This window comes from Gordonia hongkongensis, from assembly GCF_023078355.1.
Lineage (GTDB): Bacteria > Actinomycetota > Actinomycetes > Mycobacteriales > Mycobacteriaceae > Gordonia > Gordonia hongkongensis.
The window spans coordinates 4113490-4128070 of the sequence record NZ_CP095552.1 but is presented as its reverse complement, the minus strand read 5'-3'; the positions used below and the strand labels follow the sequence as shown (position 1 = coordinate 4128070).

At 67.2% G+C, this 14581-nt stretch carries 13 protein-coding genes and 1 pseudogene; 10 read left to right on the top strand and 4 right to left on the bottom strand.

Annotation, left to right across the window (positions count from 1 at the left end):
* Positions 1–3: 3 nt before the first annotated feature.
* Positions 4–1659 carry a sigma-54-dependent Fis family transcriptional regulator gene (locus tag MVF96_RS18640; RefSeq protein ID WP_418930401.1) on the bottom strand — a complete coding sequence of 552 codons (1656 nt, stop codon included), beginning with the start codon at positions 1657–1659 and terminating at the stop codon, positions 4–6.
* A gap of 70 nt (positions 1660–1729) precedes the next feature.
* On the opposite strand from MVF96_RS18640, the gene MVF96_RS18635 reads away from it, so the two are divergent.
* The 6 genes from MVF96_RS18635 to tuf all read left to right on the top strand — a co-directional run bounded on the left by MVF96_RS18635 (position 1730) and on the right by tuf (position 8164).
* Positions 1730–2605: an exodeoxyribonuclease III gene (locus MVF96_RS18635; protein ID WP_211538432.1), complete on the top strand. Its 876-nt coding sequence runs from the start codon at positions 1730–1732 to the stop codon at positions 2603–2605.
* Positions 2602–3375 carry a hypothetical protein gene (locus MVF96_RS18630; protein ID WP_247450022.1) on the top strand — a complete coding sequence of 258 codons (774 nt, stop codon included), beginning with the start codon at positions 2602–2604 and terminating at the stop codon, positions 3373–3375. The genes MVF96_RS18635 and MVF96_RS18630 overlap by 4 nt, the downstream gene beginning before the upstream one ends.
* A 450-nt stretch (positions 3376–3825) precedes the next feature.
* On the top strand, positions 3826–4197 hold the full coding sequence (rpsL, locus tag MVF96_RS18625) for a 30S ribosomal protein S12 (RefSeq protein ID WP_004020596.1): 372 nt from the start codon (positions 3826–3828) through the stop codon (positions 4195–4197).
* 6 nt (positions 4198–4203) lie between these two features.
* Entirely contained in the window at positions 4204–4674 is a 471-nt protein-coding gene (rpsG, locus tag MVF96_RS18620) for a 30S ribosomal protein S7 (protein ID WP_004020595.1), read from the top strand.
* A gap of 88 nt (positions 4675–4762) precedes the next feature.
* Positions 4763–6868 carry an elongation factor G gene (gene fusA / locus MVF96_RS18615; RefSeq protein WP_065629671.1) on the top strand — a complete coding sequence of 702 codons (2106 nt, stop codon included), beginning with the start codon at positions 4763–4765 and terminating at the stop codon, positions 6866–6868.
* A gap of 105 nt (positions 6869–6973) precedes the next feature.
* Positions 6974–8164, top strand: coding sequence for an elongation factor Tu (gene tuf / locus MVF96_RS18610; RefSeq protein ID WP_004020593.1), 1191 nt, complete (start codon positions 6974–6976; stop codon positions 8162–8164).
* Between the two features lie 86 nt (positions 8165–8250).
* On the opposite strand, the gene MVF96_RS18605 is transcribed toward tuf, so the two are convergent.
* Both MVF96_RS18605 and MVF96_RS18600 read right to left on the bottom strand, forming a co-directional pair.
* Entirely contained in the window at positions 8251–8916 is a 666-nt protein-coding gene (locus tag MVF96_RS18605) for a CDP-diacylglycerol diphosphatase (RefSeq protein WP_247450020.1), read from the bottom strand.
* A 60-nt stretch (positions 8917–8976) separates the two neighbouring features.
* The gene (locus MVF96_RS18600) at positions 8977–9144 is read right to left on the bottom strand and encodes a hypothetical protein (protein WP_247450019.1); all 168 of its coding nucleotides are present in this window, start codon (positions 9142–9144) and stop codon (positions 8977–8979) included.
* Positions 9145–9340: 196 nt separating this feature from the next.
* On the opposite strand from MVF96_RS18600, the gene MVF96_RS18595 reads away from it, so the two are divergent.
* The 3 genes from MVF96_RS18595 to MVF96_RS18585 all read left to right on the top strand — a co-directional run bounded on the left by MVF96_RS18595 (position 9341) and on the right by MVF96_RS18585 (position 12189).
* Positions 9341–10234, top strand: coding sequence for an SHOCT domain-containing protein (locus tag MVF96_RS18595; protein WP_231742459.1), 894 nt, complete (start codon positions 9341–9343; stop codon positions 10232–10234).
* A 226-nt stretch (positions 10235–10460) separates the two neighbouring features.
* Entirely contained in the window at positions 10461–11357 is an 897-nt protein-coding gene (locus tag MVF96_RS18590) for an alpha/beta hydrolase (protein WP_374100833.1), read from the top strand.
* 85 nt (positions 11358–11442) lie between these two features.
* A complete protein-coding gene (locus MVF96_RS18585; RefSeq protein WP_068970114.1) occupies positions 11443–12189 on the top strand; it encodes an alpha/beta fold hydrolase in 747 nt (248 codons plus the stop codon).
* Between the two features lie 325 nt (positions 12190–12514).
* On the opposite strand, the gene MVF96_RS18580 is transcribed toward MVF96_RS18585, so the two are convergent.
* Positions 12515–13450: an oxygenase MpaB family protein gene (locus MVF96_RS18580; protein WP_247450018.1), complete on the bottom strand. Its 936-nt coding sequence runs from the start codon at positions 13448–13450 to the stop codon at positions 12515–12517.
* An 84-nt stretch (positions 13451–13534) separates the two neighbouring features.
* Here MVF96_RS18580 and MVF96_RS18570 point away from each other — a divergent pair.
* Positions 13535–14547, top strand: a pseudogene (locus MVF96_RS18570) (o-succinylbenzoate synthase).
* The last annotated feature ends 34 nt before the right edge of the window (positions 14548–14581 follow it).

Genomic DNA, 14581 nt, shown 5'->3' with positions numbered 1-14581 from the left:
CGCTCAGATGTCCAGTGCGCGCATCCGCGAGTACAGCGTCGTCCGGCTGATGCCGAGATCCCTTGCGGCATGCACCTTGTTGCCGCGGGCGCGGTCCAGCGCCTCGACGATCGCGGTGCGCTCGGCCTGTTCCCGGCCGGACAGGTGCGCGGCCCGGCTGGTCGTCCGATAGGCGGGTGGCAGGTCGGCGGGTTCGACGACCCGCGCGGCGCGCGCTCGGCACGCCAGGGCGGCCTGCCGGAGCACCGAGTTGAGCTCGGTGAGGTTCCCGGGCCAGTCGTCGCACAGCAGGGCGTCCGTCGCCAGTCCGGACAGCGTGAGCTCCGGGTCGATGTCGGTCAGTGCGCTGCTCGCGATCGACGCCAGCTCCGAGGTCCGATGACGTAGTGGAGCGAGATCGACCCGTGTGGCGCACCGGGCGAGGAGTGCGGCGACTCCCGGACTCGCCTGGTCGCGCGGCCCGCCGACGACGATCAGCGGCGACTCCGGCGAGCTCGACACCGCCACGCGCCCGAGTAGGGCGACCGACTGCGCGTCGAGGAGATCGACGCCGTCGATCACCAGGGTCGTGCTCATCGACCGGGCGCGTCCGACGAACGCGGGGATGTCGGGGCGACGACCGCTGATGATCTCGTCGGCGACATCGACGATCACCGGTGGCGAATCGGCTTCGGCGGCGAGCGCAGCGGCGTGGGTGCTGCGTCCGGTCCCCGGTTCGCCGGTGATCGCGACGCTGGTGCGGGACGGGGCGGTCGGTGGCGCGGACCGCCTCGGCGGCGGCTCGCTGACCGGCCGGAAGCGGAACAGCGCCGCGCCGCAGGCGCCCGGCACGGGTTCGACGGCGACCTCGACCTCGGCGCCCGACACCAGGGTCAGCGGCAGCACCGTCGCGCGCAGTGCGGGATCGGTCGCGACGATCCGCATCGCGCCGATGTCGGTGGGGGAGAGCAGTTCGGCGGCAAGGGCATTCGTGAGCTGGAGGTCGTCGCCGATGGCCGCGACGGCGAGGTCGCGACGCGGTGCGGCGCGCTGGAACGCGTCGAGGACGCATCGCTGGTGCGCTCGCGACCGGTCCAGCAGGCGGTCGGCGATGTCGACGACGATCCCGTTGACGACCGGGATCGCCAAGGGGTTGATGCGATCGGCGATCTCGGACATGCAGATGATCCCGGCCAGCCTGCGGGTCGCGGGATGGATGATCGGCTGTCCGAAGCAACTGATCGACTTGAACTGGTCCAGGTAGTGCTCGGAGCTGTTCACGACGATCCCGCCCCGGGTCTCCGCCGGGGTACCGAGGGCTGTCGTCCCGACGACGTCCTCGCCGAACGGCACGCCCGGCGAGGCGCCGATCGCGTCGAGACGGCGCTCCACGGTCGTGCCGAACGCCACCCGCGTCACCATCCGGCACTCGTGGTCGACGAGCAGCAGCGAGACATCGGTGTCGGCGAGTCGGGCGGCGGCGTCATCGAGGACCGGGCGGGCGGCGTCGAGCAGCGGGTCGGCGGCAGCGATGTCCTGGACCTGCGTCGGCGTCCGGTCCTCGGGGCGGACCCCGGACAGCTCCGACCGACGCCACGACGACTCGATGACGGGCCGTCGGGGCGACGAATCGGAGGTGCGGTGCAACGTGTCGATACCCACCAACGTGACACACGTCACCGTGGAACGAAAGGCCGGGTCCGCGATCGGCGGTGGCCGGGCCCCGATGGCGGGGTACTACCGTGGTCGCATGCGCGTGGCGACCTGGAACGTGAACTCCGTGAAGCAGCGCATCCCGCGCCTGTTGCCCTGGCTCGACGAGCGCCGACCCGACGTGGTGTGCCTGCAGGAGACCAAACTCTCCGACGCCGCGTTCGACGAGTCACTCGGCACTGATCTCGCCGAGCGCGGATACGAGGTCGCGCACGCCGGACAGGGGCAGTGGAACGGGGTGGCGCTGTTGTCGCGGGTCGGACTCGACGACGTCCGGATCGGATTCGACGGCATGCCCGGATACCCCGACCCGTCGACTCTCGAGGCGCGGGCGGTGTCGGCGGTGTGCGGCGGACTCCGGATCCACTCGCTGTACGTGCCGAACGGCCGAACCCCGGACTCGGACCACTACACCTACAAACTCGAGTGGCTCGCGGCGCTGGCCCGCGCCGTGGAGGACCCGACCACGACACTCCTGTGCGGCGACATGAACATCGCACCGGCCGACGCCGACCTGTTCGACCCCGCCGCGTATGTGGGACACACCCACGTCACCCCGGCGGAACGGGCCGCGCTGGCCACCTTCGAATCGATGGGCCTGCGCGACGTCGTCCGGGACCGGTGGCCGAACGAGCGTGTGTTCAGCTACTGGGACTACCGCGCCGGCATGTTCCACAAAGACCTCGGGATGCGCATCGACCTGATCCTCGCCGGAGCGTCCGCTGCCGATCGCCTCGCGGCCGCCTGGATCGACCGGAAAGCACGCAAGGGCAGCAAGCCGAGTGACCACGCGCCGGTCATCGTCGACCTCGACGAGGCTCCCGATGGCGACATCGGACCGGTGGTCCCGCCGCCGTCGAATCCGGCGAAACCCGGTGCGACGAAGGTGAAACTGCCGCAGACGCCGGAATGATGCCCCGCCCGGCGTCCACGACGCGCCTGCGCCGTTCGGTCATCGCGGCCGCCCGGGCCTACGGGCGCCTGCTCGGCACGGTGCTCTCCGTCGCCCGCCGACTCGGGGCGGGACGACTCGGCGACGCCCCGGCGGCCACGGCAGGTGTGCTCCTCGCGGTGCACCTGGTGCCGGTGACGATCTGGCTCGGCCCGCTCGGGTTCGTCGTCGTGCTGGTCGCGGGCCTCGTCACGTCGAACGTCATCCGCCGCCGCGTGCGTCATCGCGGGTTGACCCCGGCCGAGCGAAGCGTGGGCGTGGCGGTCTTCGGGGACGCGGCGTGGCTCGATGACGTCGTCCTCACCGATCTCGCCGGTCGGGGCGGGCGCGCATTCACGGTGCCAGCGGTCGACGGACGCATCCTCTGCAATCTCGGGTCGCACCTCGACGCGACCCTGGGGCCGGGGACCAGGGCATATCCGGTGCCGGGTCAGCTGCTCATCCACGAACTGGTCCACGCCTGGCAGATCGCCGCTGCCCGTTCCCCTGCCGGGTTCCTCGCCGATGCGCTGGGCGACCAGGCCCGGTACGAACTGGGCGAGGACGTGTACGGCGTGCGCGATGTCGGTGAGAACCACCACATGCCGCGCCGGGGCGAGGTGGAACGGCAGGCGACGATCGTCGATCGGTGGTTCGGCGGCCAGTCCTCGCCGACGCGGCGACCGCGCGACCCCGAGAGCCCGTCCGCACCCGTGATCGAGCAGCTCAGGCGACCCGTGCAGCGCGGATGACGGAATGGTCGCACCCGCGGTTCGCGCCCTCGACGCATGCGGTTTCACGGTGTAGAAGTGAGAGGGGCACGCCGAGCACGAGCGTGACCCGGACCCGATCGTGCACGACCCGTTCACCTGCCGGTTGCGTGCAGGATCCGTTTTTTGACCTGTGTAAACCCGATCGGTAGAGTGGATCGTCGGTGCCCGGCCCATGCTGGGCCAGTCCGCATGCCTGCCCTACGGCTCTCGAGCCGCCGAGCATCTCGGGGTACGGCCGGCAGAGGGGCTGACAGGCGAATCCGCTGTCGAGTGTATGACACGCCCGACCTCGGGGTAGCGAAAATGTACTGACCAGCACATACGTGCTGGTGGGGCGAGTTGTGGAAGCCGCGAAAACAGGCCTGCGAGCCACTTCGTGCTTGCCCGGAGCACCAACCACAACCGATGACAAAGAGGAACGAACACCTAGTGCCAACCATCAATCAGCTGGTCCGCAAGGGCCGTCACGACAAGGCTGCCAAGACCAAGACCGCGGCCCTCAAGGGAAGCCCGCAGCGTCGTGGCGTGTGCACCCGCGTCTACACCACCACCCCCAAGAAGCCGAACTCGGCGCTGCGCAAGGTCGCCCGTGTGCGCCTGACCAGCTCGGTCGAGGTCACCGCCTACATCCCCGGCGAAGGCCACAACCTGCAGGAGCACTCGATGGTGCTCGTCCGCGGCGGTCGTGTGAAGGACCTCCCGGGTGTGCGCTACAAGATCATCCGCGGCTCGCTCGACACCCAGGGTGTCAAGGACCGCAAGCAGGCTCGCAGCCGCTACGGCGCCAAGAAGGGGAACTGATAAGTCATGCCACGTAAAGGACCCGCTCCCAAGCGCCCCCTCATCAACGATCCCGTCTACGGTTCGCCGCTGGTCACCCAGCTGGTCAACAAGATCCTGCTGGACGGCAAGAAGTCGACCGCCGAGCGCATCGTCTACGGCGCCCTCGAGCAGGCTCGCGACAAGACCGGCACCGATCCGGTCGTCACCCTCAAGCGCGCTCTCGACAACGTGAAGCCCACCCTCGAGGTGAAGAGCCGCCGCGTCGGTGGTGCCACCTACCAGGTGCCGATCGAGGTCAAGCCGAACCGCGCCAACACCCTCGCGCTCCGCTGGCTCGTCAGCTTCAGCCGCCAGCGTCGTGAGAAGACCATGGTCGAGCGTCTCGCCAACGAGTTGCTGGACGCGTCCAACGGTCTCGGTGCTTCGGTGAAGCGCCGCGAGGACACCCACAAGATGGCCGAGGCCAACCGGGCGTTCGCGCACTACCGCTGGTGACACCAACCGTCCGCGGCGTCGGGAACCCGACGCCGCGGACGGTTCCACCTCAGACCCAACACCTCTAGCGAAAATGCGAGGCGATTAAGTGGCACAGGAAGTGCTCAGCGACCTGAACAAGGTTCGCAACATCGGCATCATGGCCCACATCGATGCCGGCAAGACCACCGCCACCGAGCGAATCCTCTTCTACACCGGTGTGAACTACAAGATCGGTGAAACCCACGACGGTGCCTCGACCACCGACTGGATGGAGCAGGAGAAGGAGCGGGGGATCACCATCACCTCCGCGGCGGTGACGTGTTTCTGGAACAAGAACCAGATCAACATCATCGACACCCCCGGCCACGTCGACTTCACCGTCGAGGTGGAGCGCAGCCTCCGCGTGCTCGACGGCGCGGTCGCCGTGTTCGACGGCAAGGAAGGCGTCGAGCCGCAGTCCGAGCAGGTCTGGCGTCAGGCGGAGAAGTACGACGTCCCGCGTATCTGCTTCGTCAACAAGATGGACAAGCTCGGTGCGGACTTCTTCTTCACCGTGCGCACCATCGAGGAGCGCCTCGGCGCCAAGCCGCTGGTCCTGCAGCTGCCGATCGGCGCCGAGGACAACTTCGACGGCGTCGTCGACCTCATCGAGCAGAAGGCGATCACCTGGCGCGGAACCGTCGAGATCGGCGCTGCGCCGACCATCGAGGAGATCCCCGCCGATCTGGTCGACCAGGCTGCGGAGTACCGCGAGAAGCTCCTCGAGACGGTCGCCGAGACCGACGAGGCACTGCTCGAGAAGTACTTCGGCGGCGAAGAGCTGACCACCGAGGAGATCAAGGGCGCGATCCGCAAGCTCACGATCGCCCGTGAGTTCTACCCGGTGATCTGTGGCTCGGCGTTCAAGAACAAGGGCGTGCAGCCCATGCTCGACGCGATCATCGACTACCTGCCGTCCCCGCTGGACGTGCCGTCGGTCGAGGGTCACGCCGTGGGCGACGAGGAGGAGATCCTCTCGCGCAAGCCGTCCGCGGACGAGCCGTTCTCGGCTCTCGCGTTCAAGATCGCGGCTCACCCGTTCTTCGGCAAGCTCACCTTCGTGCGCGTGTACTCCGGCAAGATCAACGCCGGCACCCAGGTGCTCAACGCGACCAAGGGCAAGAAGGAGCGCGTCGGCAAGCTCTTCCAGATGCATGCCAACAAGGAGAACCCGGTCGAGGACGCCACCGCGGGCCACATCTACGCGATGATCGGTCTCAAGGACACCACCACCGGTGACACCCTGTGCGATTCGGCGTCGCCGATCGTGCTCGAGTCCATGAGCTTCCCGGACCCGGTCATCAACGTCTCGATCGAGCCGAAGACCAAGTCCGACCAGGAGAAGCTGGGCACCGCGATCCAGAAGCTCGCCGAAGAGGATCCGACCTTCTCGGTCCAGCTCGACGAGGAGACCGGCCAGACCGTCATCGGCGGTATGGGCGAGCTCCACCTCGACATCCTCGTCGACCGCATGAAGCGCGAGTTCAAGGTCGAGGCCAACGTCGGCAAGCCGCAGGTGGCCTACCGCGAGACCATCCGCAAGACGGTCGAGAAGCACGAGTTCACCCACAAGAAGCAGACCGGTGGATCGGGCCAGTTCGCGAAGGTCATCATCAAGCTCGAGCCCCTGGTGGACGCCGAGGACGGTGCGACCTACGAGTTCGCCAACGCCGTCACCGGTGGCCGCGTCCCGCGCGAGTACATCCCGTCGGTGGACGCCGGTGCCCAGGACGCCATGCAGTACGGTGTCCTCGCCGGATACCCGCTGGTGAACCTGAAGGTCACCCTGCTCGACGGTCAGTACCACGACGTCGACTCCTCGGAGATGGCGTTCAAGATCGCCGGCTCGCAGGCCCTGAAGGAAGCTGCGCGGATGGCCGGTCCGGTCATCCTCGAGCCCCTGATGGCCGTCGAGGTCACGACTCCCGAGGACTACATGGGTGACGTGATCGGCGACCTGAACTCCCGCCGTGGCCAGATCCAGGCCATGGAGGAGCGCAGTGGTGCGCGTGTCGTGAAGGCACAGGTGCCGCTGTCGGAGATGTTCGGCTACATCGGAGACCTCCGGTCGAAGACCCAGGGCCGGGCAAACTACTCCATGGTGTTCGATTCGTACGCGGAGGTTCCCGCGAACGTGTCGAAGGAAATCATCGCGAAGGCCACCGGCGAGTAAATCCGGTCCTAGCGACATGCGCCGACCAGTTCTGCGCACCAACGTAAGAAGAAAACCCCTGCTGGGATCCGCCCAGTAGAGCAACAAGTCCAGGAGGACAATCAAGTGGCGAAGGCGAAGTTCGAGCGGACCAAGCCGCACGTGAACATCGGCACCATCGGTCACGTCGACCACGGCAAGACCACGCTGACCGCGGCCATCACCAAGGTGCTGCACGACAAGTACCCGGACCTCAACAAGAGCTTCGCGTTCGATCAGATCGACAAGGCTCCCGAGGAAAAAGCTCGCGGTATCACGATCAACATCTCGCACGTCGAGTACGAGACCGAGAAGCGTCACTACGCCCACGTCGACGCCCCCGGTCACGCCGACTACATCAAGAACATGATCACCGGTGCTGCCCAGATGGACGGCGCGATCCTCGTGGTCGCCGCCACCGACGGCCCGATGCCGCAGACCCGCGAGCACGTGCTGCTGGCCCGCCAGGTCGGTGTGCCCTACATCCTGGTCGCCCTGAACAAGGCCGACATGGTCGACGACGACGAGATCATCGAGCTCGTCGAGATGGAGGTCCGCGAACTGCTGGCCGCCCAGGAGTTCGACGAGGAAGCCCCGGTCGTCAAGGTCTCGGCTCTCAAGGCCCTCGAGGGTGACCCCGAGTGGACCAAGTCGGTCGAAGAGCTCATGGCTGCCGTCGACGAGTCGATCCCGGACCCGGTCCGCGAGACCGAGAAGCCGTTCCTCATGCCCGTCGAGGACGTTTTCACCATCACCGGCCGCGGCACCGTGGTCACCGGTCGTGTGGAGCGCGGCGAGGTCAACGTGAACGAGGAAGTCGAGATCGTCGGCATCCGCGAGAAGAGCACCAAGACCACCGTCACCGGTATCGAGATGTTCCACAAGCTCCTCGATTCGGCACAGGCAGGCGACAACGCCGGTCTGCTGCTCCGCGGCCTCAAGCGTGAGGACGTCGAGCGCGGTCAGGTCATCGTGAAGCCGGGCACCACGACCCCGCACACCGAGTTCGAGGGCCAGGCGTACATCCTGTCCAAGGACGAGGGCGGCCGTCACACCCCGTTCTTCAACAACTACCGTCCGCAGTTCTACTTCCGTACCACGGACGTGACCGGCGTCGTGACCCTCCCCGAGGGCACCGAGATGGTCATGCCGGGCGACAACACCGAGATGAGCGTCAAGCTCATCCAGCCGGTCGCCATGGACGAGGGCCTGCGTTTCGCCATCCGCGAGGGTGGCCGCACCGTCGGTGCGGGTCGAGTCACCAAGATCACCAAGTGATCTCGTTCTGACTCACTGACTCACTGAGTCGAAGGCGCCCGGTCACGAAAGTGGCCGGGCGCCTTTGTCGTTGATCCTGCCGAGGGTCAGACGCCCCAGCCGTAGATCATGTCCATCAGTCCCGTCCCGGCACCACCCAGTTTCGGATTGCTGGTGAGGACGAAGTAGGTGTTGGGCTGGCCGGCATCGACCACGCCGATCGATTGGTCCGCCATGTCCTCGGTGGCGGGCAGCTGACGTTTCAGGACACGAAACAGATCGGGCAGACCGCCGGTGTACTTGACGACGCGGAAGTGCCGGGGGATCTTCGATTTGGTCTTGTTGACCCTCAAGACGACGTCGGTCTTCGTCCAGTTGTCCAGATGCGTCTCCGGGTTGGGGATCGCCCTCAGGTCGGCCAGCGTGGTGGGATTCACCTGCGCCAGATGGATGTGCAGCTGGTTTTGCGAGCGCGCCGTGGCGGAGTTCACCCCTATCGCAATCGGTCGAGTGGGATTCTTGGCGACCAATTTGCCCGCCTGCAGCCACGCCGCGCTCCACAGGTTCAACTCGGAACCGTTGTACAGATAGGGGCATTCGATGCCCCTGATCCGGTTGGTGGGTAGGAGCAGGAAGTCATCGTTGTGACCTTTGTGGTCACCACCTCGACGGATTGCGTAGTACTTCACGTACTTCGGGTTCGGCTGGTACTGGGGACCCGGCTGAATGACGTCGATGTTGTCGCCGATCTGACCGGGCTTGGTGCCCTTCACCTTTCCCCAGAGAAGCAGGGACTTATCGGTGGCAGGATCGTCGGTGCTCTGGCCGCAGAGTTATTGGGTCGGCGTCGGTGGTGCGGCCGAGGCGACCCCGCCTCCACTCAGGGCGGAGCTCGCGACGATGGCGGCGGTGACGGCCATCGTCGAGAGGAGCCGGGTGAACCGATGCGAGCGGGTGTCGTCCATGGGGAACCTCTCGGTGGTGAGCCTCGGCGTGCTCATCTGAGCGCAGAGTGTGCCACCGAGACTCTCCGGGTCGTGCCGAAACCGCAGATCAGGCAACTTTGACCCGGGAAAGTGCGGCGAACTACTCGTATCCGGCGCCGACTGCGAACGGTGGCGCTTCCATGTCGTTCCAAGGTGGGACGCCTCGGCCTTCGAACTTCCGTCGCCGCAGGTCCGCGCATAGAGTTCGCGCATGACCATGTTCGGAGAGTCGGGGACCGGGCCACGTGTTCCTGCCCATGTGTGGAGTGCCGTGGGCACTTTCGCGTTTGTCATGCTGTGCGGGATCGTCGGTCCGATCTTCCTCGTCGCCTACTTCGTGATCGATGCACCCGACACGGAGTGGATGCTGTGGACCGGGATCGGCATCACCGTGCTGGATATCGTTCTCGGCGTTGCCATCGCGTGGTTCAACTATCGGGGTGGCGCCAAGCTGGAACGCCTGCGCGCCGCCGGAGTGTTCGGCATCGCCGAGATCACCTCGATCGGTCAGACGAATGTCGAGATCAACGACCAGCCGCTGATGAAGCTCGGGCTCCGGATCCACGCCGAGGGACTCGCTCCGTTCGAGGTGTCGACGAGGAAGGTCGTGCCGCATTACCAGCAGCCGCTGCTTCACGCCCGTCGGTTGGCCGTGATGGTCGATCCCGAGTCTCAGGACTTCGAGATCGACTGGCAGGCAACCGCTTTGCTCGCCGGTTCGGTGCCGGCCAGGTTCACCTCCGAAGAGGACGGCCGGACCTACGATCTCACCGGTCAGGCGGAACCGCTGGGCGAGATCCTGCAGATCCTGGGGCGTCACGGGGTGGCGGGCAGTGGCGTGATCGATCTGCGGTCCAATCCCGCGGCCCGAGCGGAGGTCATGGAGGTCGTGCGCGGCTGGGCGGGAGTCCGGGCGGATTCGGCGAGCTCGTCTCGAATGGACCCCCCGTCGTTCACCAAGGCCGGTGGCGGGTCGGGCCGGGGTGGTGACCCGGGCCGTTCGCCGGCCGAACGGCTCGCGTCGCTGGACGAACTGCGCCGCACCGGCGCGGTCACCGAGGAGGAGTACGCGCGGGCGCGTCAGCGCATCGTCGACGATCTCTGAGGATGCGTGGATGGTCTGTAACAAGGTAAATCCTCTGCCACATACGCCACTTGATTCACTGTAGTCACTCTGGTCACCACTCGATATCGATGTCGATGCCCTAGGGTCACAGCCGTGGCATTGCTGATCGTCATCGAATTACAGTTCGTCGGTGCAGCTTTCACTACGGCCGCGTCGGCTTGCCCGCCGACGTCGAGCCCTCGCGTTCGCCCTCGCGCTCCTCGCGGTGGTCGGCGTGGTCACCATCGGGTCGGGTAACGCGTCCGCGTCGGCCGCGTTCGGCAGGTTCCACGTGTCCGGCTGCGGCATGCCGAGCACCCCGGTCGACACCTGGACCCGGTGGGGCAACAGCAAAACCGTCATCGCTCTCGACGGTCTTCGCGCGACCGGTGACATCAGTGGCTGGCGTCGCGACACGCGTGTCCACCGCATCGCCGACTCCGGCGTCAACGTGATCCAACCGGTCGGAGGTCTCGCGAGCTTCTACACCGATTGGGAAGCGGCGAGCCCGGCCAACAAGGTCGGATACCGCTATCGGTGGACGTGCCGACTCGACACCATCGTGCGCGAACTCGACGCGCGCGGACTCGCCGTCGGCCCGCTGGGCAAATACGCGATCATGGGCATCTCCATGGGCGGTAACGCGGCGATGGTCTACGGGGCGTACCACCGCAAGCGCATCTCGCACGTCTTCTCGATGTCCGGCTACCTGAACCTCTCCGCGCCCACGATGCGAGAGGCCGTTCGGCTCGCGTTGATCGACGCCGGTGTCGGGGCGGGGGTCGGTCCGTTCAGCGCGGACGCCATGTGGGGACCGCCCTGGAGTGACCGGTGGACGCGCAACGATGCACTCGTCCAGCTGCCGCGGATGCGGGGGATGAAGATCCGCATCGGGTCCGGTTCGGCGACGTGGGGTCCGCACAACGCCGACGCCGTGGCCTCGGTCAAGGGCACACCGCTGGAGGTGGTGTCGCTCGCGCAGACCCGGTCGTTCGAAGTCGCGGCCGCGTTGCAGGGCATCCCGGTCACGACGGACTTTCCGTCCGTCGGGACACACGCCTGGGGGTATTGGGAGGACATGGTGTGGCGCGCCAAGAACAGCGGCTGGTTCCGCGACCGGTGACGACGACCGGTGAGGTGCGGTCTGCGCGGACGGCCGGGTGGAGTGTGACGGCGCCCGCACGGCCGACGTTCGTAAGCTGACGGTCATGCGTGTTCTGCGTCGAAGCGGCGACCCCGACCTCGCGGTCCGGATCGCGGGGGAGGCCGACCGGGGCGTACCGGTCGTCCTCGTGCACGGGATGGCATCGGACCATTCGACCTGGCGCCGGCTCGCGACGGCACTCCGCGCCCGCGGGCGTGCGGTGATCAGCGTGGACCTCCGTGGACACGGGCGGAGCGGCCGGGCCCGTGAGGTCTACCGGCTCGACGACTTCCGCGACGACCTGGCCTATGTCCTCGACACCCTCGGGATCGCGGTCGCCGACGTGGTCGGCCATTCGCTCGGTGCCCACACCGCGCTGCGATTGGCCATGCGTGAGCCGACGAGGATCCGACGCCTGGTGCTCGAAGAGGTGCCGCCGATGCCCCGCGACGAGGCCGATCTGTCCGAGGGCATCGCCATGCGCGCCACCCTGGGCGAGCAGATTCGTGGGCTGATCGCGCTCGCGCGCAACCCCTTTCCGGTCATCCGCTACGACGGCCGGATGGGCGACCAGATCGTCGCCGAATTCGACGTCTGCGCGCCGCACTGGTGGTCGGAGCTGCCGGATGTGCAGGCCACCGCCATGGTCATCTCCGGTGGCGAGAAGAGCTTCCTGCCGCCGCGCCACCTGCGGACCCTCAGCGACGCCCTGCCGAACTCGCGGTTCGTCACCATCGAGGCGGGGCACAGCGTTCACCGCGACCGCGCCGAGGAGTTCGTCACCCACGTCGACGGGTTCCTCGGGCACTGACGCCTGCCGGCGTCATCTCCGGCTCGCTGGTTCCTGATCCGAGAGAACCGCGAAACCATTGGCCCACCACTGCTCCCTGAGGAGCGCCCGGAGCTTGCGGAGGGCGCGTCACGAAGGGTCTGCCACGAATGTCACCAAGACCCTTCGTGACGCTCGCAAGCTCGCTCCTCAGGGAGCGGGGGATGGCGCTCGTCCGGGGCGGGATGGTGCTCCTCCGGGGCGGGATGGTGCTCCTCAGGGAGCGGGGGATCGCGCTTGTCCGGGGCGGGATGGTGCTCCTCCGGGGGCGGGGGATGGTGCTCCTCAGCTCAGAGAGCGGAGCGGGTCAGGCGGGCTTGTTGTGCAGCGGTCGCGGGTCGATCCCGACCTTGCGCCATGCGTCGTAGGCCCAGGGGACGTAGAGGTACTTGAGCGGCAGGCGGTTGATCAACGGGTTGGCAGCCCGCATGAGGGCGGCGAACCGTTGGAAGTTCTTCTCGCGCCTGTCGTTCCACTCGAGGTCGCACACGTCACGCATCTGCTGGGGCAGCGTTCCGACGACAACGGTGCGGATGAAGGCGTTCAACGGAAGCGACAGGATCTTCCACACGGGCGCGGGGATCTTCTTGGGGCGGGGGAGCCCCTGCCGGATGTAGCCGGTGGCGTAGACGATCGTCTTGTGCGGCACGAACCGGTCGAGCATGTCGTCCCAGTACTGGACGAACTCCTCGTAGGTCTGCGGCTGCCCGCGATCGCTCACCCCGTAGAGCTGATACCAGACCTTGCTCTCCTCGAAGATCTGGACCTTCTCGGCGTAACTCAGGCGTCGGATGAAGGTGTCGGTGATGTAGAGAACCTGGTCGACGAACGTCGCGTGCGCCCAGTAGAACAACTCCGGATTGAGTGCGTGGTACCGCGATCCGTCGCTGATGGTGCCCTTGATGTCGCGGTGGAAGTCGCGCACCGTGCGCCCCCACTTCTCCGGCTCGGTGCTGTACACGGTCCGCATGACCGGGGGGCCGGTCCGCTTGGCCCGGCCGAGGAAGTCGCTGAAGATGATCGAGTGATCGAGCACGGCCTGGCCGAGTTGTTCGATGCAGTTCTCGGTGCCGGCCAGACGCTGGAAGCCCAGCAGTCCGCGGTTGTCGCCGTAGAACTTCCACACGAGCGAGTCGGCGCCCAGACGTGGCGAGGCGATCTCGCCCGCGGTGTCCGGAGTGTCGTCGACGATCATCGGCTCTGCCTCGCGGATACCGGCGTCGAATCCCTGGTTGACTGACATGGCGGCGAGAATATCGCACTTGGAACAAACTTGGAAGGTTGTTCCAACGACGCGGGGTGATCTGTAGGCGGAGAGGGAGGACGGATGATGCGGGGCAGGCAACCGGACTGGGTCCTTCCCGACGTCGAGGACGTCCTCGCTTCCGCTGTCGCGGTTCGGCTGCCGATGCGTACGAGATTCCGTGGCCTGACCACGCGCGAGACGATGGTCTTCGCGGGGCCGGCGGGCTGGGGGAGTTCGGTCCGTTCGTCGAGTACGACGACCCGGAGGCGGCCTCGTGGCTGCGGGCCGGCATCGAGGCCGCCTGGGTCGGCCCTCCCGCCGCGGTCCGCGACACCGTCCCGGTCAACGCGACCGTGCCCGCCATCCCCGCCGACGAGGTCGACGCATTGCTGCAGCGATACCCCGGCGCGGGAACCGCGAAGGTCAAGGTCGCCGAACCCGGGCAGACCCTCGACGACGACGTCGCCCGGGTCGCGGCGACGCGGGAGCTCATCGGCAGGGTGCGCATCGATGCGAACGGCGGCTGGACCGTAGACGAGGCCATCGCCGCCCTGCGCGCCATCGGTGAGGTCGAGTATGCCGAACAGCCCTGTCGCACAGTCGAAGAACTGGCGGCCGTGCGTCGGGCGGTCGAGGTGCCGATCGCGGCCGACGAATCCATCAGGAAGGCCGAGGACCCGTACCGTGTCGTCGCGGCCGACGCCGCTGACGTGGCGGTGGTCAAGGTCGCGCCGCTCGGCGGCATGCGCGCAACCCTCCAGCTCGCCGAGAACCTGGGACTCGACATCGTGGTCTCGAGTGCCCTCGACAGCGCGATCGGGATGGCCGCCGGCGTGGCTGCCGCGGCCGCGCTACCGCGCCTGGAGCTTGCGTGCGGGCTGGGCACCGGGTCGTTGCTCGCCGCGGATGTCGCCGCGTCGTTCCAGATGGTCGACGGCGCGGTGGGAACGCGATGGTTCGGCCCCGACGCCGCGGTCGACGTGCGGGAACCCGCGGTCGAAGAAGAGCGTCAGTACTGGTGGCGCGAGCGTCTGCGGCGGTGTCACCGCCTGCTGACGATGGACGGGTCGCCCACGGGTCGCGGGCGAGGATAGGAACGCATTTTCCGATCTGTCTCAACGTGGTCTA